The sequence below is a fragment of the Thalassospiraceae bacterium LMO-JJ14 genome, from assembly GCA_021555105.2.
In the GTDB taxonomy this organism is placed as follows: Bacteria; Pseudomonadota; Alphaproteobacteria; order Rhodospirillales; family Casp-alpha2; genus UBA4479.
Genome location: CP134604.1, coordinates 2,523,155 through 2,542,905 on the forward strand (window position 1 = coordinate 2,523,155; position 19,751 = coordinate 2,542,905).

A 19,751-nucleotide genomic window follows, 5' to 3' on the forward strand; every position below is an offset into this window, starting at 1 on the left:
GACGATCGTCTCGAAACAGCAGGTCGCCCGCGCCACTGCGGACCCCGAGAACTTCCTGTCACCCATCGAGGACATCATCGAAGACGCGCGGAACGGCCGCATGTTCATCATGGTCGATGACGAGGAACGTGAAAACGAAGGCGATCTGGTCATACCGGCGCAGATGGCGACACCGGACGTCATCAACTTCATGGCCAAGTACGGTCGCGGCCTGATCTGTCTGGCACTGACGCCAAATCGTGTCCGGGAACTGGAACTGCCGGCCATGTCCCGGCGCAACGGCTCGCGCCACCAGACCGCGTTCACGGTATCCATCGAAGCAAAGGAAGGGGTCACGACCGGCATTTCGGCATCGGACCGCGCGCGCACCATTGCCGTCGCCATCGACCCCACCAAGGCCGCGCAGGATATTGCATCCCCGGGGCACGTATTTCCGCTTGAAGCCCGCGACGGCGGATCATTGGTCCGTGCCGGTCATACAGAAGCAGCCGTGGATGTATCGCGGCTCGCCGGGTTGAACCCGTCGGGCGTGATCTGCGAAATCATGAACGAAGACGGCACCATGTCCCGGCTGCCCGACCTGATCACTTTCGCGCAGTTTCACGGCCTCAAGATCGGCACCATTGCCGATCTGATTGCCTACCGGCTGCGCCACGACCGGGTCGTCGAGAAAACCGCGGAAATGGATTTCAAAAGCCGTTTCGGCGGCGAGTGGAAAATGTGCGTCTATGTCAACAAGGTCGCCTATGCCGAGCATATCGCCCTGGTCAAAGGCGATGTCCAGACCGGCGAGCCGATCATGGTGCGTATGCATGCGCTGAATGTCCTCGACGATGTTCTTGGCGATGCCGCCAGCGGCAAAAGCGGCGAGCTGCAGCAGTCCATGCGTATGATCGAAGCCGAAGGCCGGGGCATCGTCGTGCTGATCCGCGAGCCATATCCCCGGTCCCTGTCTGACCGTGTCCGTGCCCGCTTGGGCGAACCGGCGGAAGGGCAGAAGGAACTCCGCGATTATGGCGTCGGCGCACAAATCCTCCTCGATCTGGGGGCACAGGACCTGATCCTGCTTTCGAACACGAAGCGCACGATCGTCAGCATTGACGGTTACGACCTCAATGTTATCGAGCAAAGACCCATTCCGCCTGTCGGAGAATAAGGCAATGACAACACACGCGAACGCGAACACGATCCTTGTGATCGAAGCCCGCTACTATGAGAAAATCACCGATGATATGGTCCTCGGTGCGGAACCTGTCTTTGCAGAAGCAGGCTTTGAGATCGAACGCATTCCCGTTACCGGGGTCTTCGAGGTCCCGGCGGCATGCGAAATGGCGATCAAGGCCGGTATCAAGGACCCGCACCTCAAGTATGCCGGGATCATGGCCCTCGGCTGCGTCATTCGCGGCGAGACGGACCATTACGATCATATCTGCCGCGAGGCCAGCCGCGCGCTCATGGATATCACCATGAACCATCTGTTTCCGCTCGGCTTTGCGATCCTGACCTGCGAGAACATGCAGCAGGCCGAGGTCCGCGCCGACCCCGCACAAAAGAACAAGGGCGCGGAAGCCGCCAAGGCCGTGCTGCGAATGATTGAATTGCGCCGCCATTTCCGGGGGCGCGATGATGACTAAATCCTATGACCCGCGACCGGCTGCGACCCGGCTGGCCGCGGTCCAGGCCGTATATGAACTGGACATGATCAAGGGCCCGGTGGACGAGGTTCTTGCTTCGTTCGCCGCCGAACGCTGGAAAACGGCGGATGAGGATAACGTCGAGGAACTGGCACGACCGAAGCCGGAGTTACTTAAAGAACTGGTTCAGGGCACGATGACCCGGCTTGATGAGATCGAAACCGCCCTGCAGCCGGCCATGACCAAGAACCGGGCCGTCGACGGCATGGAAAGTGTCATGAAGGCGATCCTGCGCACCGCGACCTATGAACTTCTGGCCAGAACGAATGTACCGGCACGCACCGTCATCGGCGCCTATACAGGACTTGCTGACGCTTTCTTCGATGAAGACAGCCAACAGGTGAAACTCGTTGCCGGAATCCTCAATACCGTCGCCAGAAACCTGCGCACAGAAGAATTCACGCCTCCCGGCGAAACAGCCTGAGGCATACCGGTTCCCGTCACCCCGGCGAAAACCGGGGTCCAGCAAGCCTAACTCCGTTCTGGATTTCGGCCTTCACCGGAATGACAATACGGGCAGTGTGAGCCAGGGAGCGAACTAACCGGCATGACTGACGAATTCGACATCATTCATCGCTTCTTTGCGCCGTTAACGCGCGGAAACGCAAACGCACTCGGCCTGACGGACGATGCCGCCCGGCTGCCGCCGCGTGCCGGTTTCGAGCACATCATCACCACGGATGCCATCGTCGCCGGGGTGCATTTTCTGGAAGACGAAACCCCCGCCAACGTTGCCGCCAGACTTTGTGCCAGCAACCTGTCCGATCTCGCCGCCATGGGAGCCGCGCCGGTCGGTTTCACACTGGCCGCCGCATGGACCAAGGGAACCGAAGAATCATATATCGAGGCATTCGCCGCCGGTATCGGTGAATGGGTCGATGAATACGATTTTCCGCTTCTTGGTGGCGATACGGTATCGACGCCTGGTCCAATGATGTTTTCACTGACGGCCATCGGTGAAGTCGAGGCGGGCAGGGCGCTCAAACGCAGTGGCGCCAGACCCGGCGATACCGTCTATGTGAGCGGCACGATTGGCGATGGCGGCCTCGGATTACTGGCGGCGAAAGGTGAACTCCAGGGGCTCGGCAAAGAACACAACGCGTTTCTGAGCGGGCGCTTTCGCCGACCGACGCCGCGTATATCTTTGGGGCGGTCGCTCACCGGGGTGGCCAGTGCGTGTATCGATATCTCGGACGGGCTGGTACAGGACCTGGGCCACATCTGCCAAACTTCCGGCGTGTCGATGCGGATCGAGGCGTCGGCGGTGCCGTTGTCGGACGCGGCGCTGGCGGCGCTGCAAACGGACAGCAACCTGCTGGACCTTATCCTTTCGGGCGGGGACGACTATGAACTCGCATTCACTACCGATAAGACACCGCATCACGCAGACACGGAGCTGACGGCGATTGGCGTTGTTACGGCTGATGTTGAGTCGAAAGGCATGGATGGCGTCAGTCTCATCGATACCGACGGAAATCCGTTGGATGTGGCGCGTGGCGGGTACAATCATTTTGCGGAGTAATACTGCAAACAGCTAGCGGGCGCACCACGGGGCTTGAAGCAAGGACGGTGCGGTCTGTAGATTGTCGAGTGCACCGAAGAACCCCGGTTTTGCGAATCTGCACATGTAGCTCCGGTTAGTGCCGAGCCGTTTTCAGGGAAAGTCCGAATGAAAAAACTCTTCATCATTTTCGCTCTGGTGCTACTGGTCGCAGGCATAACCATTGGCGCCATGAAGTGGTTCGGCCTTGGCCCCTTCGAAAAACCGGAGATGGCCGTTGAAATGGATAAAGCCAGGGCAATCGAAGCCCCGACGGCGTTGTTCGTCGATGTCGAGCCGCTGCTGGTCAATGTTCTCCAGGCAGGTACTGTTGCGACTACGATTCAACTTGAAGTCAAGCTGGAGACGGCAGGGAACGAAAACATCATTAGAATCAAAAGGATGTTACCGACATACAAGGATGCGTTCCTGAAGGATTTACATGCTTTCATCCCCCGGATGCTGAGCGAGCTTGGCCGCATCGACCTGCCGACACTGAAGCAGCGGCTGCAACTCGTCGCCGACCGCGTTGCCGGTGAAAAGGGTATCGTCAACGGCGTGCTGATCCAGTCCGTACTCGATACGCCACAACAATAATCAGCGTAATATCAAGCTCCCAAAAGAACGCTCTGGCGGTATCGGAACGGCGCAGTTTCCGGGCATTTTATGCCTGTAAAACCGCTTGTTGCTTTATCGGGGGCGTTCTGGCATTTTCCCCGCGCTTTTTGTACCGGTGCATTCTCTGATTATTTGGACCGGTAGTCCGGCGGGCCTTCGGCACGGTGTCGATGCGTCCATGTCCGGCGCTTATTTTACGAGGGGGAGGGGATGTCTTCCATTTACTATCTGGTTCTCGTCTGCGGTGCGTTGGCTCTGATTTACGGTGCCTATGCAGTCCGCTCGGTACTTTCGGCACCTGCCGGTAACGAACGCATGCAGGAAATCGCCGCCGCCATTCAAGAAGGTGCGGCTGCTTATCTTAATCGCCAGTATCTGACGATCGGTATCGTCGGTGTGGTTGTCTGTGTTCTGCTTGGCATTTTGCTCGGCGTTCCGGTGGCAATCGGCTTCCTTATCGGCGCGATCCTGTCGGGTGTTGCCGGTTACATCGGCATGAACGTGTCGGTGCGCGCCAACGTGCGGACAACGGAAGCTGCCCGTACCAAGGGTCTTGAGGGCGGTCTCGACATCGCATTCAAATCCGGTGCTGTAACGGGTATGCTGGTGGTCGGCCTGGCCCTGCTGGGCGTTGCCGGTTACTACATGGTGCTGCGCGGCATGTACGATCCGACCGATCCTACGCAGATGCGTCACATCCTCGAAGCGCTCATCGCGCTTGGTTTCGGTGCCTCTCTGATCTCCATCTTCGCCCGTCTCGGCGGCGGTATCTTCACCAAGGGTGCGGACGTCGGTTCCGACCTTGTCGGCAAGATCGAAGCCGGCATCCCCGAAGACGATCCCCGCAACGCCGGTGTCATCGCCGATAACGTCGGCGACAACGTCGGCGACTGCGCCGGCATGGCGGCTGACTTGTTCGAAACCTATGCGGTAACGGTCGTTGCGACCATGCTGCTCGGCGCCATTTTCTTCACCGGTGCGGTGCAGGAAACCATGATGCTGTTCCCGCTCGTCATCGGCGGTGTCTGCATCATCGGCTCTGTTGCGGCGACCTGGTTTGTCAAACTTGGTGCGAACAACTCCATCATGGGTGCGCTCTACAAAGGCTTCATCGCATCTGCGGTGATTTCCGCAATCCTCATCGGCGGCACGGTCTCCATGCTGCTCGGCTGGGACACGGAATTCGCCATGAACGGCAAAACTATCACCGGTACCGATCTCTTCGTCTGCGCCATTGTCGGTCTTGCCGTCACTGGCCTGATCGTCTGGATCACCGAATACTACACCGGTGTCGATTACCGTCCGGTGAAGTCGGTTGCTGCCGCGTCTGAAACCGGTCATGGCACGAACATCATTCAGGGCCTTGCCGTTTCCATGGAAGCGACGGCGCTGCCGGTGATCGTGATCTCGGCCGGCATCATCGTGTCGTTCCTGTATGCCGGTCTGTTCGGCATTTCCATCGCCGCGACGACGATGCTGGCGCTGGCCGGTATGGTTGTGGCTCTGGACGCATTCGGTCCGGTGACCGATAACGCCGGTGGTATCGCCGAAATGGCCGACCTGCCGGAAGACGTGCGTAAAACCACCGACGCACTCGATGCTGTCGGCAACACCACGAAAGCCGTTACCAAGGGCTACGCGATCGGTTCCGCCGGTCTCGCTGCACTGGTGCTGTTCGCGGCCTTTACCTACGATCTGAAGTACTACTTCCCGGACGTCGATGTGACTTTCAGCCTGAAAGATCCGTATGTGGTGATCGGTCTGTTCATCGGCGGCATGCTGCCGTACCTGTTCGGTTCCATGGGCATGATGGCCGTCGGCCGTGCCGGTGGCGCCGTCGTCGTCGAAGTACGCCGTCAGTTCAAGGAAATCCCGGGCATCATGGAAGGCACGGCGAAGCCGGAATACGGCAAGTGCGTCGACATTCTGACGAAAGCCGCGATCAAGGAAATGATCCTGCCGTCGCTGCTGCCGTTGCTGGCGCCGTTCGTGATGTATTTCGTCATCAATGCCGTCGGCGGCCAGTCGTCGGCGTTCTCGGCCCTTGGCGCAATGCTTCTGGGTACCATTGTTACCGGTTTGTTCGTGGCACTGTCCATGACCGCCGGTGGTGGTGCTTGGGATAACGCCAAGAAGTATATCGAAGACGGCCACCATGGCGGTAAGGGCTCCGATGCCCACCATGCCGCGGTGACCGGTGACACGGTCGGCGATCCGTACAAGGATACCGCCGGTCCGGCCGTCAACCCGATGATCAAGATCATCAACATCGTTGCGATCCTGCTGCTGGCCATTCTCGCCTAAGCTATCGCGATCGAAATGACGAAGGCCCCGGGGAAACCCGGGGCCTTTTTCTTTTGCGGATAATGCCTGAGCGGCAGCCGGGACGCTAAAGCGTCACTTTTCCTGGCCGATCTTGCCGAAACGGTTGATGTTCCCCATCAATTGCTCAAGCACCGTGATGCTTTTGCCGACCGTCGGCGTTGTACGCTCGACCGGGACAATATTGCGGGATTCGTCCAAACCGTGAGATTCCACGTCTTCGACGACCCCTTTGTCATTGAAGCGAACCAGCAAAACACTGCGTTCGTTGACCTTGTGCTCAAGGAAAGCGAGCGTTTCCGTCGTCTCACCGATATACATCCATGTTTCTTCGCCGAACATATTGATACTGGAGGGCGAGCCGAGGCTGCGCTCAACCTGTTCCTTGGTGGTCTTGTTGGGAATGATGGCAGCGATCGCATCAACGTCGGGCATGGCGCCACGCTGTGCGACCCTGGGGGAGCACGCAGACAGGCCGGCAATGCCGACAATGGCAACAGCAGCAATAAAAGACCTTGTGATGACGGTGCCTCGCATCCTACATCATGCTCCCAAGGGCGTTGCGGATTAGCGCTTGGCCCGGCTGGCCGGGCGGTGGTGACAGTGCCGCCGCGACCGGAAAATGTCAATGGAAGGAAGGATTTGTAATCCGTGTTTTCGCTCAGATCGCTTTTCGGAACGAACCCGGATACGGAAACGGCGCGCGCTCTGTACGCCGAAACTATCGTTGCTGCGCGCCGGCCCGAATTTTACACCGCCATGGATGTGCCGGACACGCCCGAGGGCCGTTTCGAGATTCTTGCCCTGATGGCTTTTCTTGTGCTGCGGCGCCTGAAGAACGAAGCCGACGCCAGGAAAATTTCACAGGCCTTTTTCGATGTCATGTTCGATGATATCGATTCCAACCTGCGTGAACTGGGTGTCGGCGATATCAGCGTCGGCAAGAAAGTCAAAAAACTGGCGGAAAGCTTCTACGGCCGCATAAAGGCATATGAGGAAGCGCTGGCCGACGATGACGATGCACGGTTGTGCCAGACGCTGGCCCGCCATCCGTACCGCAAAACCCACCCCGCAGAGCGTCATATCGCACGCCTGGCCAAACATGTCCGCGCCGAGGACAGGCACCTTGCCGAGCAGGATGTGGCGGATTTGCTGTCGGCACGAATCGGTTTCGCACAGATAGCTGAAAAACCCACGGGAGGGGGCGACACATGAGCGATACACCGGAAATGCATCATCCTGTCAGGGTCGACGAACTGTCGTCGAAGGGGCTTGTCATCAAACTGCGGCCGACGGCGCCGGAACTCCAGGCCATTGGCGAAAGGCTGGGAGTCGTCCGGATCAACCGCTTCGAGGCGGATTTGAAGCTGCAGCCCGAGATCGGCCGGCAGATTTCGCTTCGTGGACCGATTCGCGCGGAAATCGTCCAAAACTGCGTCATTACGGGAGAACCGCTGACGCAAACCCTGGAATTCGAAACAGATCGGTTTTTTGCCGAAGACGCCGATCCGCTACAGGGATTGACCCATGACGACGATGAAAGCCTGACCGATCCGGAAATTGACGAACCTGAGCCGATTCTCGATGGTAAAATAGACGTCGCGGAGCAGGCGATCGAAGAACTGGCGCTGAATATTCCGCCGTATCCCAGGGCGCCGGACGCTGTTTTTGAGGACATTCACGCCGATCCTGCACCCGATGAAGCGCGCCCAAACCCGTTTGCAGCTCTTGCAGCCCTGAAAGATCAAATAAATTCAAAAGATTAAGCCATTTTTGCGAACTTCAAAGATATAAAAGATATTTACGTCTCACGACTTGCAGCGGCGGGCCAAATCCTCTAAGAAAGCGCGCTCGTTCGGATACGAGTAAACAAAGAGGATTTGAGAGATGGCCGTACCTAAGAAAAAGGTTTCCAAGTCGAAGCGCAACATGCGTCGTGCGCATCATGCGCTTGATGCGACCAATCTCGTCGAGTGCACGAACTGCGGCGAGCTTTCTCGCCCGCACCACGTATGCCAGTCTTGCGGCTCGTACAGCGGTCGCGAAGTTTCTGCCGTCGAAGAGCTGGCCTAACTGCCTTTTAAGCGGGCCGCTGGGCCCGTATGATGCGGTCCTGTGAGATAATCCAGGATTCCGCTTTCGGGACGAGGCATTGACCACAAGCTTGACCTTATCAATCGACGCCATGGGGGGCGACAACGCCCCTGAAATGGTTATCGACGGTGTTGAAGCAGCCGCACGGCAGAATCCGGAACTCCGGTTCTTGCTGTTCGGAGACGAAGTGCGCCTGAGCGAGATGCTCGCGAACTATCCGGCTGCCAAAAAGGCTTCCGAAGTCCGCCATGCGCCCGATGTGATCGGTAGTGGCGACAAGGTTGCCATTGCCTTGCGTGCTGGCCGGCAGTCGAGCATGCGCCTGGCGATAAATGCCGTCGGCGATGGCGAAGCGGATGCCGTCATCTCGGCGGGCAACACCGGCGCGCTGATGGCCATGGCCAAGTTCGTGTTGAAGACGCTGCCGGGCATCGACCGCCCGGCCATCGCCACGTATTTTCCGACCATGCGCAGCCAGACGGTGATGCTCGATCTCGGTGCCAATGTCGAATGCGATGCGGATAACCTGTTGCAGTTCGCCGTGATGGGCGAGGTTTTCGCACGTAACGTGCTTGGTTGCGAGCATCCTTCCGTCGGCATTCTCAATGTCGGCGCCGAGGATCTGAAGGGGAACCATGAAGTCCGCGGCGCCGCGGAACTGCTGCAGCAGACGCATTTGCCGATCCATTTCCACGGCTTCGTCGAAGGCGACGATATCGCCAAGGGTACGGTCGACGTCATCGTTACCGACGGTTTCACCGGGAATGTCGCATTGAAGACCGCCGAGGGTATGGCCTCGATGTTCGGTTTTTTCCTGCGCAGCGCGCTGACGTCGTCACTACTCGGCAAACTCGGCGCCCTGATCGCCCGCCCGGCGTTGTTACAGTTCAAGAAGAAATTCGACCCCAGGCTCTATAATGGCGCGATGTTTGTCGGTCTGAACGGCATCTGCGTCAAAAGCCACGGTGGCACGGACGGCATCGGCTTCGCCAATGCCATCGGCGTTGCCGTTAATCTGGTCCGTAACAATTTCAACGAAGGCATCAAGGAAGACTGCGCCCAGCTTCTGGAAGACCGCGATGCGGCCGTTCTCAGCGACGACGCCTCCGATGTCGATAAATCAGAGGCTGCTGCAAGTTAATATGAACATTCGATCAGAAATTCTCGGCTGCGGCTCATACCTGCCGGAACGCTGTGTCAGCAATGATGAACTCGCAAAGACCGTCGACACTTCCGACGAGTGGATCAGGTCGCGAAGCGGAATCGGCCAGCGCTACATTGCTGCAGAAGGTGAATTCACCTCCGATTTGGCATTCCATGCCGCCACGCGTGCCCTGGAACATGCCGGGGTAGATGCCTCGGAACTTGATCTGGTGATCGTCGCCACGACGACGCCCGACAACACTTTCCCGTCGACGGCGGCAAAGGTGCAGCACAAGCTCGGCATGACCAACGGTGCTGCATTCGATGTACAGGCAGTGTGCTCCGGTTTCGTTTACGGCCTGGCGGTTGCCGACAACTTCATCCGTGTCGGGCAGGCCAAAACGGTACTGCTGATCGGCGCCGAGACGTTTTCACGCATTCTCGACTGGAATGACCGCTCGACCTGCGTTTTGTTCGGCGACGGGGCAGGGGCTGTTGTCATGCGCGCGTCAGAGGAAGAAGTAACCAAGGGTGGCAACGGCAAAGGCCACAATTCGGGACGCGGCGTGTTGTCGACGCATATTCACTCCGACGGTTCTAACTATGACATTCTTTATGTCGACGGCGGTCCGTCGACGACACAGACCGTCGGTCATGTGCGGATGAACGGCCGTGAAGTTTTCCGCCACGCGGTGACCAATCTTGCTTCGATCGTTGACGAAGCCCTCGCGGCAAACGGACTTGACCGCTCGGACATCGATTGGCTCGTCCCACACCAGGCCAACAAGCGGATTATCGATTCGACCGCCAAGAAACTCGGCATGAGCCTCGACCATGTTGTTCTTACGGTCGAAAAACACGCCAACACCTCGGCCGCCTCGATACCGCTGGCGCTGGATACCGCCGTCAAGGACGGGCGCATCAAACGCGGCGATCTGATTTTGCTCGAAGCCATGGGCGGTGGACTGACCTGGGGGGCGGGTCTGGTTCGCTGGTAAGCGCACGCAGCTAAATTTTTTTTACCGCGCTGGTGCTGGGATTTGGCATCCCACGCTATTTCTAGTGTCTTATTGATGCAAAAACTACTATCGCCGAAAATCGGCCATCCCTTTGATATTGACGGATTTCCCGCTCAAGGATACGCTTCCGGCAATGACAACAAGGGGGAGCTGCGTTGCTATGACGGGCAAGACCGTAACGCGAGCTGATCTGGGCGAAGCCGTCTATCAGGAAATCGGGTTATCCCGCAACGAGTCCGCCGACCTTTTGGAAAGCGTCCTGGAATATATGGCGGATGCTTTGATCAAAGGGGAGACCGTGAAGGTATCATCTTTCGGGAGTTTCTCGGTGCGTGAAAAAGGCCAGCGCATTGGCCGCAATCCGAAAACAGGCGAAGAGGTGCCGATCCTGCCCCGCAAGGTGCTGGTGTTCCGTCCCTCTCAGGTTCTCAAAAGCCGGATTAACGAAATCCGCAAGCCAAGTGAATCATCTGAAATTTAAGAAGATACTTCATGAGCGACAGCTCACCTGACGACCGCAACGCGGACAAACCGGAAAAATCGGCAAGCGCCTTTCGTACTATCAGCGAGGTGGCCGATGAGCTTGATTTGCCGCAACATGTCCTGCGGTTCTGGGAAACGAAATTCCCTCAGGTCCGGCCGATGAAGCGTGGTGGCGGGCGGCGTTATTACCGCCCCGATGATATGCAACTTCTGCGGCGCATCCGAGACCTTCTCTATGTCGATGGTTACACTATCAAGGGTGTTCAGAAACTGCTGCGTCAAAGCGGTAGTGTCAGGAATTTCGTTTCCGATACGGAAGCGAAAATTCCGTTGGGCGAGGGGGCTCAGGGTGAGCCTCAGACCTCGCTGCCGGCAAAGCACGCAGCCGGGGAAACTGCCGTTCAGGTTGAAGGCAGCCTGCAAGAGGAACTCCGCGGGATAGTTGCCGACCTCAAGGGTTTGCATGCCCAACTCCTGCAAAGCGCTTCTTGAATATCCTTCCGTTTTAAACGTCGCTTTTTGTTGTGCCATGCAGGGGTGGAGATTATAGTCCGCCCGCGCCGCACCCCCATTTTGACCTGTGGCGCAAACCGGTCGGGAAGTAGCTCAGCCTGGTAGAGCACTGTGCTGGGGGCGCAGGGGTCGCAGGTTCGAATCCTGTCTTCCCGACCATTTCCATTTCCCGAAATAGACTTTCCCGCAGAAATTGCCGTAAACAGGTTGTCGCATGCACGGCATGAGTCACTAAATACCCCAATCGCGCGATGACACAGATCATGACGCTGCCGTCTGCATTGTCATATAATAACTAATGGTGTCGTTGCAGGCATAAATTGACAGGACTCTGGAAGGCAATGGCAGACAACCGGGGTAAACCGGCAGACGATGATACGAAACGGTCTTCGCCATCGAGCGCTGCGAAAACGCTTGATGATTTGACCGTACTGAACGATCTCGGCAAGCCTGCGGATGCGGATGCTATTCAGCAGGAACATATCGCCGAATACAATCCGGATGCCGGCAGCGAAAGCGGCTATGACAGCATTCACTTGGGCTCTTATCTGACCGACAATGATGTAAACGCAGGACTTGTTCCCGGTGATGCGCCAACTAATCCGGACGAACCCCGTACTGCCCCGGGCCATGTCCCGGAGGGCATAGCGCACAACGTTCCCAGGAATATCATCGAGAGATATCTGCCGAATGCCGATGAGGTTGCCGTCAGCAACGAAAGCGGGGGCTATGAATTGGTGGCGGATGAACAGGCCCCCAACCTTGAAGAGGCCGACGGCACTTTTGCAACACCATCATTCACCGGTAAGGCTTCGGACCTGACACCTGAGCCCGATGATCTGTCGCACCTTGCAGGATCGTTGGAGCCGTCTTCTCAGCTCGAAGCAGAAGTCGAAGAAGAGCTGCTGACCGAGCCGACGTCGCCGACATCGCCAACCGAGCCGACATCGCCGACCGAGCCGACATCGCCGACCGAGCCGACAGAACCGACATCGCCGACATCGCCGACCGAGCCGACATCGCCGACCGAGCCGACATCGCCGACAGAACCGACATCGCCGACCGAGCCGACATCGCCGACCGAGCCGACATCGCCGACCGAGCCGACAGAACCGACAGAACCGACATCACCGACCGAGCCGACATCGCCGACAGAACCGACATACCCGACAGAACCGAGCGCGCCGACGTCACCGGAAGAAGTTTCGCCCCCCGAACAACCAGGCAGCACTTCCGTCTACGAAGGAAGTGACGGCGACGACCGCCTTCGCACCTCGAAAAACGATGATGTCGTGCTCGGCTATGCGGGTGATGACTCGATCGATGCCCGCCAGGGCAGCGACTGGATCGATGCCGGCGACGGGTTTGATGACGTCACGGCCGGCAAGGGAGACGATGTAGTGATCGCTGGTGCCGGCGATGATGTGGTCAGCGGCGACGACGGGTTCGACCAGCTTTTCGGTGGCGAAGGTGCAGACGAGATTGACGGCGGGAAAGGCGACGATCTGATCTCGGGCGGCGCCGGTGACGATTTTTTAACAGGCGGAAGCGGCGACAATACGATGTGGGGCGGGCTTGGCGACGATGTTCTGGAAGGCGGCAACGATCAGGATGTGCTGATGGGCGGCGAAGGTGCGGACCAAATTGCAGGGGGGGGCGATAACGACTTGATCTGGGGCGATGCCGGTGCCGACAATTTGCAGGGCGATGCGGGCAACGACGAGATTTATGGCGGCGCGGGCGATGACTTGATTTCCGGCGGCACCGGAGATGACGTACTGATGGGCGGGGCAGGGAACGACGACATATCCGGCGACGCCGGAAATGACTTGTTTATCTTCGGTTTCGATAGCGGCAGCGACACCGTATCGGGGGGAACGGGATGGTCCGATACCATTCAGCTGGAGGGCATTAATGTCGGCCCGGATGAAGGCTTGTGGACCCTTGAAGTGGAAAACGGCGTCGATTGGAATTACACCGAGGCGGGGATCGAATTCGATGGCGACGCAAGTGGACGCATAGAACTCGCCGACGGTTCCGAATTGATCTTCGAGGACATCAACCGGATCGATTACGGCTAGGCCTCGGCCCCGTTGTCATCGTCATTCGGACCTGCGGTGCCACGTCAGATAATATCGCTGCAAGAACTGATATACATCATCCAGCGACAGGACGACCGTGGCCTCATAGTTCGTATCCAGAAACGGCAAGCGGATTTTATCGACCTGTGTATTTGTCCCGTTCTCCAACACAACCTGTACGCTGGATTTAAATGGCTTTAGATGCGTCAACGCCTCGCTCAGTTCTTCGCGCACAAGATCGTTATATATCGCCGGCTTAAGTTCGGACAGCGGCTTGCCGGTGTAGTTGTACTTCATCATTTCCGTTCTGCCGCTACCCCAAAACAAAAACCGGAAATCGTTCAAGGACGGGTCCCAGATCATGACATTGGCATAGGGAATAAGCTCGGACGGGAATTGCAGCAAATGATCGATCACCCAGACCGGCGCATCCTCATCTTGTTTTTTCAGGCGCTGCCAGACCTCGATGGATGAACGGAATATATCCGAGATCTCCGTTTCGGGAGTGATCTCTTCGCTGTGTTTGCTGGCTTCAAGAATCCGCATATCGGTTTTTCATATGCTGTTTCATCTTGGGAAGTGCAAATCACTTTCACGGGCTTGACCATGACCTGCACATGCAATCCCGGTCCGCTCTCAAACTTAATACACCTGAGATCGTTACCAAAAAGAGAATGGCCGGACCTTGGGAGGTCCGGCCAGAGTTTGTGCTCTTGAGGGAAGGGAGGATTCTGTGAAGAAATCCATCCTTACAATCGAAACTATGACAGTTCGGTAATCATGCGCCTGTGACACACATCACAGCACTTTGCATTTTTTAAAATTTTTCCGATTAATTTAAGAACCGAGCAGATGGACGGGCGGTCCCGTATCTTCATCCCTGAGTCCGCATTCGCGTTCAAGCTCATCCAGCAACGCCGGAATATCCTCGTGTTTAGTCCCCAGATTGAAACGCCCACCGGGTGAAAACCGTACCGTCGGCCCCTTCGTGCACTGGGCCAGGCACTTGATGCGCTCGACCTGCACGTTGATTTTTCGCGCGGCGACACCGGCTTCGATGGCATCGGCAAGCGCTATCGATCCGCGTTGTGCACATGACGGCTGATCGCCATGAAAGCGCCGGTTGATGCAGATAAGAACGGATTTGATGACGGGCGTGTCGGTATCGTGTTCGGTCATGAAAAGCTGACAGCCGTTGTTCAGTCTTCGTCGGCCAGCATCGGCGCATCGGCGGCGACCGTTCTGCCGCTTTCCGTCAGGCGGCACACCAGCCAGTCAGGCTTGATCGGGTTGTTGAACCAGGGCTCGGCCCAGCCGTGGCGGATGCAACTGCGGACCGTCTGTTCACTGACTTTCTGGCCGATGCGGTCAAACAGCGGCAACTTGCCGCCTGGCTGCTCCAGACCGCGCTGCAACCACCTGAGCTGCGTTTCGTTCGGTTGTTGCGCACGCTTGGCATTTTCCTTACCGGCCCCCGCTTCGGGGTCGACGGAAACCGCCGCGCTGTTGTCCGCGTTACTCATCTCTCCACCTCCTGGCCCAAGTGCGGCGAATTGTTAAGCTCCACCGTTCGCTTGGTCAGACCGATATGGTACGTTAGTTTTCGCTCAGGTCAAAGCTATCGTCACACATAACGTCACACATGGAGATACAAATGGCGGACCCGGTCATCCTGTACATCACCGTCCCGACGCGCGAGGAGGGCCTGGCCATCGGCCGGACACTGATCGAGGAAAACCTCTGTGCCTGCGCCAATGTCATTGACGGCCTGACATCGATTTTCCGCTGGGAAGGCAGCGTGCAGGAAGAGCGCGAGACCCTGCTGATCGTCAAGACGGATCGGACGCTGATCGACGCCGCAACGGATATGGTGAAGATGGAGCACTCATACGACTGCCCGTGCGTGGTCGCGATACCGATCGTCGGCGGCAATCAGCAGTTTATCGACTGGATCGCGCAGGAAACATCGGAACAGGAAATATCGGAAGCGGATTGATTTACACGAACGGATTAATCGTATTTGACGCCGATGCGCTGAACGATCTGCCGCGCCGCATCTCCTGAATTAATACCGCCGGCAAATCCTGCCTGAATGGCCTGTGAAAGCGGCTTCAAGAGCCGCACCTGGGTCTGATCGGGCGGTTCGGCAGCTCTTTTGCAAAGCCGTTGCGCGACGGCCACCATGGCTTTGCACAGTTCCGAGACATGATCGTACTTGCTGCCGCTGAGTCGGCCAATCAAATCGCCGTTCATTTCAATCAGCATCTGCAAACCACCCAGCGCCGTATCGCTGACCTTCGGTTTGCTGTCGAGCATCGGCACCACACGGCCGACGAGTGCGGCGATTTCCGGCCCCATGTTTTCAAGCCGGCGGTTACGGACTTCCATCAATGCATTATCGATGGCCCGCTCGACTTCGTGAAAGCGAACCTGGCCACCGGTGGCTTTTGCATGCAGGGGGTTCGGCGGATCAATGGCGCGCGAAACATCGTCACCCTTGCGCGCAGGCCCCAGATATTCCTCGTTCACGATATAGGGCTTGCGCTTGTGCACCTGCAGATAAATGCGATCGAGCAGCGCTTTCGTCGATACCGGTTTCATCACGACATCGTCGGCGCCGGCACTCATGATATCGGCCACCAGGGCCGGGGTCGGTTCGCCCAGAAGAATAATGATCGGCATGAACGGATTGTTGCCGATGCGGTTCAGGCGGATATCTCGGATCAGGTCGGTGATCTTGCCGTCGGGGAATTCGGTGCCACACAGAAGCAGATCGGGCATGCGTGTGGTGACGGCCTCCCTGACGCGGGCCAGGTCGGTCCCCAGCGTGACGCCGGAAAATCCATTATTCGACAAGATCGTGCGCACGCCCTGACGGGCGTTGAGATCGGTATCGATCAGCAACACATCAACCTGGTCAAAAGTATTTCTTTGTATCATTCGACGCACATTTCCCCAGGCGCCTTGGCCTCTAGGACTTTATTCCACCCCTGATCGTAAAAATGTAAACGATCCGGCGATAGGGTCAACGCAGCATAGGTATCAATTTCCCGAAATCAACAAGACAACCGCTTCGCAGGCAATACCTTCACCCCGTCCGGTAAAGCCGAGTTTCTCGGTGGTCGTCGCCTTCACGGAAACTCGCAATGGCTCAATCCCGGCGATTTCAGCCACCCGTGCGCGCATTTGCTCACGGTGCGGGCCGATTTTAGGGCGTTCGCAAATCACCGTCAGATCGATATTTTCAATCTCATAGGCTTGTGCACGCATCCTTGCGCAGGCATGGGTCAGGAACTTGTCCGACGCCGCACCGCGCCACTGTTCATCGCTCGGCGGGAAATGACTGCCGATATCGCCATCGCCGAGAGCGCCGAAAATGGCGTCACACAGGGCATGTAGCGCCACATCCGCATCGGAATGGCCGATCAGGGACTGATCGTGCGCGATCTCGACGCCGCATAACGTCACATGATCACCGGGGCCGAGCTTGTGGACGTCATACCCGCTGCCGATCCTGAATGCCGGGCGAGGGGGTATGCCCGCCCCGGAAACGTCATCCGCCATGATCCGCTCCATTCGTTCAATATCCTCAGGCGCCGTCACCTTGAGATTGCCTTCATCGCCGGGAACCACGGTTACGGCATGTCCGGATGCTTCCATCACGGCGGCATCGTCGGTCAGTGCCTCGCCGCGCACGGCCTGATGCGCTGCCAGCAGCAGCTCGAAATCAAACCCTTGCGGGGTTTGCGCACGCCAAAGCGCATCGCGCGATACGGTGCCCACGACGACCCCGTCGGCATCCGTGCGCTTCAAGGTGTCGACGACCTGCAGGGCAGGAATGGCGCCGGCATGCGAATTCAGCGCCGCAAGCACATCATCGATCAAGCGGTGCGTCACCCACGGCCGCGCGGCATCATGCACCAGAACCTTGTCCGGGCGCAGGGTTGCCAACGCCTCAAGGCCGTTGCGCACGGAATCCTGCCGTTCGGCGCCACCGGCAACGGCGGGCAGGACATCCAGTCCCTGCAACGCGTCTGCGACGATTTCGGCATCGTCTGGGTGGATGACCGGCAGTACCGCGTCAATGTCCGGGTGCAACAGAAATGCCAGGGCGGCATGGCGGATCAGCGGCTTTTCGTGCACCTGCACGAACTGCTTCGGCATTTCCGTGCCGAACCTGTGACCACGTCCGGCCGCGACTATGATAACCGCCGTCCCCGGCATGCCGTGCTCCCCGTAATATCAGTGTCTTTTCAGGGTGATGAGCTTTACCCGCCAAGGCCCGTATTGCCAAGCGTGGTGTTCAGGCTCCCCCCAAGCTCCCCCCCAAGCTCCCCCTTGCCAAACGCGGGGTCCGGCGCGATGGTGCAGCATGCAAAACGGGATCATATTCGGACTGTCCGCAATTGCCGCGCTGGTGCCTGCCTTGGCATTGACATGGCGCACGCAATTTCAGCGCAATGCGGCGTTCTGGTCCGTAATCGCACTGGCCTGCATCGGCCCCGCAAGTGCCGTCATCGCCCGCTCGCATGAATCCTGGCAGGCCGATTTCTCGACCTCGATATGGGTCACCATTGCCGCCACGATGGCCCTGTTCATGATTTTCTCGGCACTGGTGCGAAGCGTCTGGCGTCTGGCGCCGTTGCTGAGCGGTTACATGCTGGTGCTGTCGCTGATCGGCTTCGCCTGGCAGCACGGCCCGACCGAGCCGCTGACGCGGGCCGAAAACGAAGGACTGCTGATCCTGCACATTGCCTTCGCCGTGACGACATACGGGCTGGCGACTCTCGCCGCCGTCGCGGCATGGGCGGCTTTCCTCCAGGAACGCGCCCTGAAACGCAAGGAAAGGGCACCGCTGGGCGGCGTCCTGCCGTCAATCACCGATTGCGACCGGCTGGTGATCCGCTTCCTCGGCATCGGCGAGGCGGTGCTCGGGCTTGGTCTGCTGACGGGGATCGTCCTCAATGTCATTAACGGATCGGCAGCCCTGACCCCGGACCACAAAACCATCTTCACACTTGCCAGTTTCGTCATCATCGGCGTGCTGCTTTTCGCCCAGGCAAAACATGGCCTGCGCGGCCGCAAAGCGGCGCGTATGGTGCTTTTGGCCTATTTGCTGCTCACCCTTGGCTATCCCGGCGTAAAATTCGTCACCGATGTCCTGATCGGCTGACGCAAACGCTTAAAAAACATTGCATCTTGAGGGATTTTGCCTAATTTGTGTGCAAATTCGGAGAGGTGCTCTGTGGCTCAATTAAAACCTATCGAGATCGGCCCGGTACAACTGGACGGGCAGGTCGTTCTGGCCCCCATGTCGGGTGTCACCGACATGCCGTTCCGGCGTCTGGTCAAGCGCTGGGGCGTCGGTCTGGTTGTGTCCGAGATGATCGCCTCGAAGGCGATGATCCACGCCGCCAAGAAAACCATGAAAATGGCCACCCACTGCGCCGATGAGCATCCGATGTCGGTTCAGCTTGCGGGTTGCGAACCGGACGTAATGGCCGAAGCCGCACGCCTGAATGAAGCCCGCGGCGCGGCGCTGATCGACATCAACATGGGCTGCCCGGTCAAGAAAGTCACCAACGGCGATGCAGGCTCGGCGCTGATGCGCGATCTGGTGCATGCCGGCAGGCTTCTGGAAGCCACGGTCAAGGCCGTGGACATCCCGGTGACGCTGAAAATGCGCACCGGCTGGGACGACAATTCACGCAACGCCCCCGAGCTGGCCCGGATTGCCGAGGAAAGCGGGATCAAGGCGCTTGCCGTGCATGGCCGCACACGTTGCCAGTTTTACAAGGGACACGCCGACTGGGGCTTCATTCGCGGTGTCAAGGAAGCGGTCAGTCTGCCGGTCTTCTGCAATGGCGATATCAATACCGTAGAAGACGCCGAACAGGCGCTGGCGCAGTCCGGGGCCGACGGGGTTCTGATCGGCCGCGGCACGTACGGGCGTCCGTGGTTCCCCGCACAGGTCCAGCATTATCTGGAAAACAGGGGCGAACTGGCGGAACCGCCGCTCGACGAGCAGTTGCATACCGTTCTCACACATTATGACGATATCCTGGAACATTACGGCATCAATGCCGGGGTGCGCATCGCCAGGAAGCATATCGGCTGGTATTCCAAGGGCTTGCGGGATTCCGCTGATTTCCGGGCGCAAATAAATCAAATGACCGAACCGGATGCCGTCCGTAGCCGTATCCGCGATTTCTATCATTCTAATCTTGACCAGCTTGCCGCGTAA

Annotated in this window: 23 protein-coding genes and 1 tRNA gene; 18 read left to right on the plus strand and 6 right to left on the minus strand. The window is 58.2% G+C overall.

Features of this window, described 5'->3' with window-relative positions:
- The first annotated feature begins 4 nt into the window (after nt 1–4).
- The 6 genes from ribB (at nt 5) to L2D14_11920 (ending at nt 6,156) form a co-directional block, all read left to right on the plus strand.
- Entirely contained in the window at nt 5–1,156 is a 1,152-nt protein-coding gene (gene ribB / locus L2D14_11895; GenBank protein WNK01681.1) for a 3,4-dihydroxy-2-butanone-4-phosphate synthase, read from the plus strand.
- A gap of 4 nt (nt 1,157–1,160) precedes the next feature.
- Nucleotides 1,161–1,634, plus strand: coding sequence for a 6,7-dimethyl-8-ribityllumazine synthase (gene ribH / locus L2D14_11900; protein WNJ98571.1), 474 nt, complete (start codon nt 1,161–1,163; stop codon nt 1,632–1,634).
- The gene (locus L2D14_11905; protein WNJ98572.1) at nt 1,624–2,118 is read left to right on the plus strand and encodes a transcription antitermination factor NusB; all 495 of its coding nucleotides are present in this window, start codon (nt 1,624–1,626) and stop codon (nt 2,116–2,118) included. Before ribH ends, L2D14_11905 begins: the two co-directional genes overlap by 11 nt.
- 123 nt (nt 2,119–2,241) lie before the next feature.
- The gene (gene thiL / locus L2D14_11910) at nt 2,242–3,216 is read left to right on the plus strand and encodes a thiamine-phosphate kinase (protein WNJ98573.1); all 975 of its coding nucleotides are present in this window, start codon (nt 2,242–2,244) and stop codon (nt 3,214–3,216) included.
- Between the two features lie 147 nt (nt 3,217–3,363).
- Complete coding sequence (locus L2D14_11915) at nt 3,364–3,831, plus strand: hypothetical protein (protein ID WNJ98574.1); 468 nt, start codon at nt 3,364–3,366, stop codon at nt 3,829–3,831.
- A gap of 231 nt (nt 3,832–4,062) precedes the next feature.
- Nucleotides 4,063–6,156 carry a sodium-translocating pyrophosphatase gene (locus L2D14_11920; GenBank protein WNJ98575.1) on the plus strand — a complete coding sequence of 698 codons (2,094 nt, stop codon included), beginning with the start codon at nt 4,063–4,065 and terminating at the stop codon, nt 6,154–6,156.
- Between the two features lie 93 nt (nt 6,157–6,249).
- Here L2D14_11920 and bamE read toward each other — a convergent pair whose 3' ends face one another.
- Nucleotides 6,250–6,711 (minus strand): outer membrane protein assembly factor BamE, encoded by a 462-nt coding sequence (gene bamE / locus L2D14_11925; GenBank protein WNJ98576.1) that lies wholly within the window; start codon nt 6,709–6,711, stop codon nt 6,250–6,252.
- A gap of 114 nt (nt 6,712–6,825) precedes the next feature.
- Between bamE and L2D14_11930 the strand changes: the two genes are divergently transcribed.
- The 9 genes from L2D14_11930 to L2D14_11970 all read left to right on the plus strand — a co-directional run bounded on the left by L2D14_11930 (nt 6,826) and on the right by L2D14_11970 (nt 13,507).
- Nucleotides 6,826–7,389, plus strand: a complete 564-nt coding sequence (locus L2D14_11930; protein WNJ98577.1) for a ubiquinol-cytochrome C chaperone family protein — start codon at nt 6,826–6,828, stop codon at nt 7,387–7,389.
- Nucleotides 7,386–7,940 carry a DUF177 domain-containing protein gene (locus L2D14_11935; GenBank protein WNJ98578.1) on the plus strand — a complete coding sequence of 185 codons (555 nt, stop codon included), beginning with the start codon at nt 7,386–7,388 and terminating at the stop codon, nt 7,938–7,940. Before L2D14_11930 ends, L2D14_11935 begins: the two co-directional genes overlap by 4 nt.
- A gap of 121 nt (nt 7,941–8,061) precedes the next feature.
- Nucleotides 8,062–8,247 (plus strand): 50S ribosomal protein L32, encoded by a 186-nt coding sequence (gene rpmF, locus L2D14_11940; GenBank protein WNJ98579.1) that lies wholly within the window; start codon nt 8,062–8,064, stop codon nt 8,245–8,247.
- Nucleotides 8,248–8,326: 79 nt separating this feature from the next.
- Complete coding sequence (gene plsX / locus L2D14_11945; GenBank protein WNJ98580.1) at nt 8,327–9,409, plus strand: phosphate acyltransferase PlsX; 1,083 nt, start codon at nt 8,327–8,329, stop codon at nt 9,407–9,409.
- Between the two features lies 1 nt (nt 9,410).
- Nucleotides 9,411–10,409, plus strand: coding sequence for a beta-ketoacyl-ACP synthase III (locus L2D14_11950; protein WNJ98581.1), 999 nt, complete (start codon nt 9,411–9,413; stop codon nt 10,407–10,409).
- Nucleotides 10,410–10,590: 181 nt separating this feature from the next.
- A complete protein-coding gene (locus L2D14_11955) occupies nt 10,591–10,911 on the plus strand; it encodes an integration host factor subunit alpha (protein WNJ98582.1) in 321 nt (106 codons plus the stop codon).
- Between the two features lie 11 nt (nt 10,912–10,922).
- Entirely contained in the window at nt 10,923–11,405 is a 483-nt protein-coding gene (locus L2D14_11960) for a MerR family transcriptional regulator (protein WNJ98583.1), read from the plus strand.
- A 103-nt stretch (nt 11,406–11,508) separates the two neighbouring features.
- Nucleotides 11,509–11,585: transfer RNA gene (locus tag L2D14_11965), tRNA-Pro, on the plus strand.
- Nucleotides 11,586–11,767: 182 nt separating this feature from the next.
- Entirely contained in the window at nt 11,768–13,507 is a 1,740-nt protein-coding gene (locus L2D14_11970; protein WNJ98584.1) for a calcium-binding protein, read from the plus strand.
- Nucleotides 13,508–13,528: 21 nt separating this feature from the next.
- Here L2D14_11970 and L2D14_11975 read toward each other — a convergent pair whose 3' ends face one another.
- The 3 genes from L2D14_11975 to L2D14_11985 form a co-directional block, all read right to left on the minus strand.
- Complete coding sequence (locus tag L2D14_11975) at nt 13,529–14,053, minus strand: hypothetical protein (GenBank protein ID WNJ98585.1); 525 nt, start codon at nt 14,051–14,053, stop codon at nt 13,529–13,531.
- A 291-nt stretch (nt 14,054–14,344) separates the two neighbouring features.
- Entirely contained in the window at nt 14,345–14,686 is a 342-nt protein-coding gene (locus L2D14_11980; protein WNJ98586.1) for a (2Fe-2S) ferredoxin domain-containing protein, read from the minus strand.
- A 20-nt stretch (nt 14,687–14,706) separates the two neighbouring features.
- A complete protein-coding gene (locus L2D14_11985) occupies nt 14,707–15,030 on the minus strand; it encodes a hypothetical protein (GenBank protein WNJ98587.1) in 324 nt (107 codons plus the stop codon).
- Between the two features lie 131 nt (nt 15,031–15,161).
- Between L2D14_11985 and cutA the strand changes: the two genes are divergently transcribed.
- On the plus strand, nt 15,162–15,503 hold the full coding sequence (gene cutA / locus L2D14_11990) for a divalent-cation tolerance protein CutA (GenBank protein ID WNJ98588.1): 342 nt from the start codon (nt 15,162–15,164) through the stop codon (nt 15,501–15,503).
- A 14-nt stretch (nt 15,504–15,517) separates the two neighbouring features.
- Here the strand turns inward: cutA and L2D14_11995 are convergent, their stop codons facing one another.
- Nucleotides 15,518–16,447: a response regulator gene (locus L2D14_11995; protein ID WNJ98589.1), complete on the minus strand. Its 930-nt coding sequence runs from the start codon at nt 16,445–16,447 to the stop codon at nt 15,518–15,520.
- A gap of 102 nt (nt 16,448–16,549) precedes the next feature.
- Nucleotides 16,550–17,731, minus strand: a complete 1,182-nt coding sequence (locus L2D14_12000; GenBank protein ID WNJ98590.1) for a bifunctional 2-C-methyl-D-erythritol 4-phosphate cytidylyltransferase/2-C-methyl-D-erythritol 2,4-cyclodiphosphate synthase — start codon at nt 17,729–17,731, stop codon at nt 16,550–16,552.
- 148 nt (nt 17,732–17,879) lie between these two features.
- On the opposite strand from L2D14_12000, the gene ccsA reads away from it, so the two are divergent.
- Together ccsA and dusB are read left to right on the plus strand one after the other, a co-directional pair.
- Nucleotides 17,880–18,680: a cytochrome c biogenesis protein CcsA gene (ccsA, locus tag L2D14_12005; GenBank protein WNJ98591.1), complete on the plus strand. Its 801-nt coding sequence runs from the start codon at nt 17,880–17,882 to the stop codon at nt 18,678–18,680.
- 72 nt (nt 18,681–18,752) lie between these two features.
- Nucleotides 18,753–19,751, plus strand: coding sequence for a tRNA dihydrouridine synthase DusB (gene dusB / locus L2D14_12010; GenBank protein ID WNJ98592.1), 999 nt, complete (start codon nt 18,753–18,755; stop codon nt 19,749–19,751).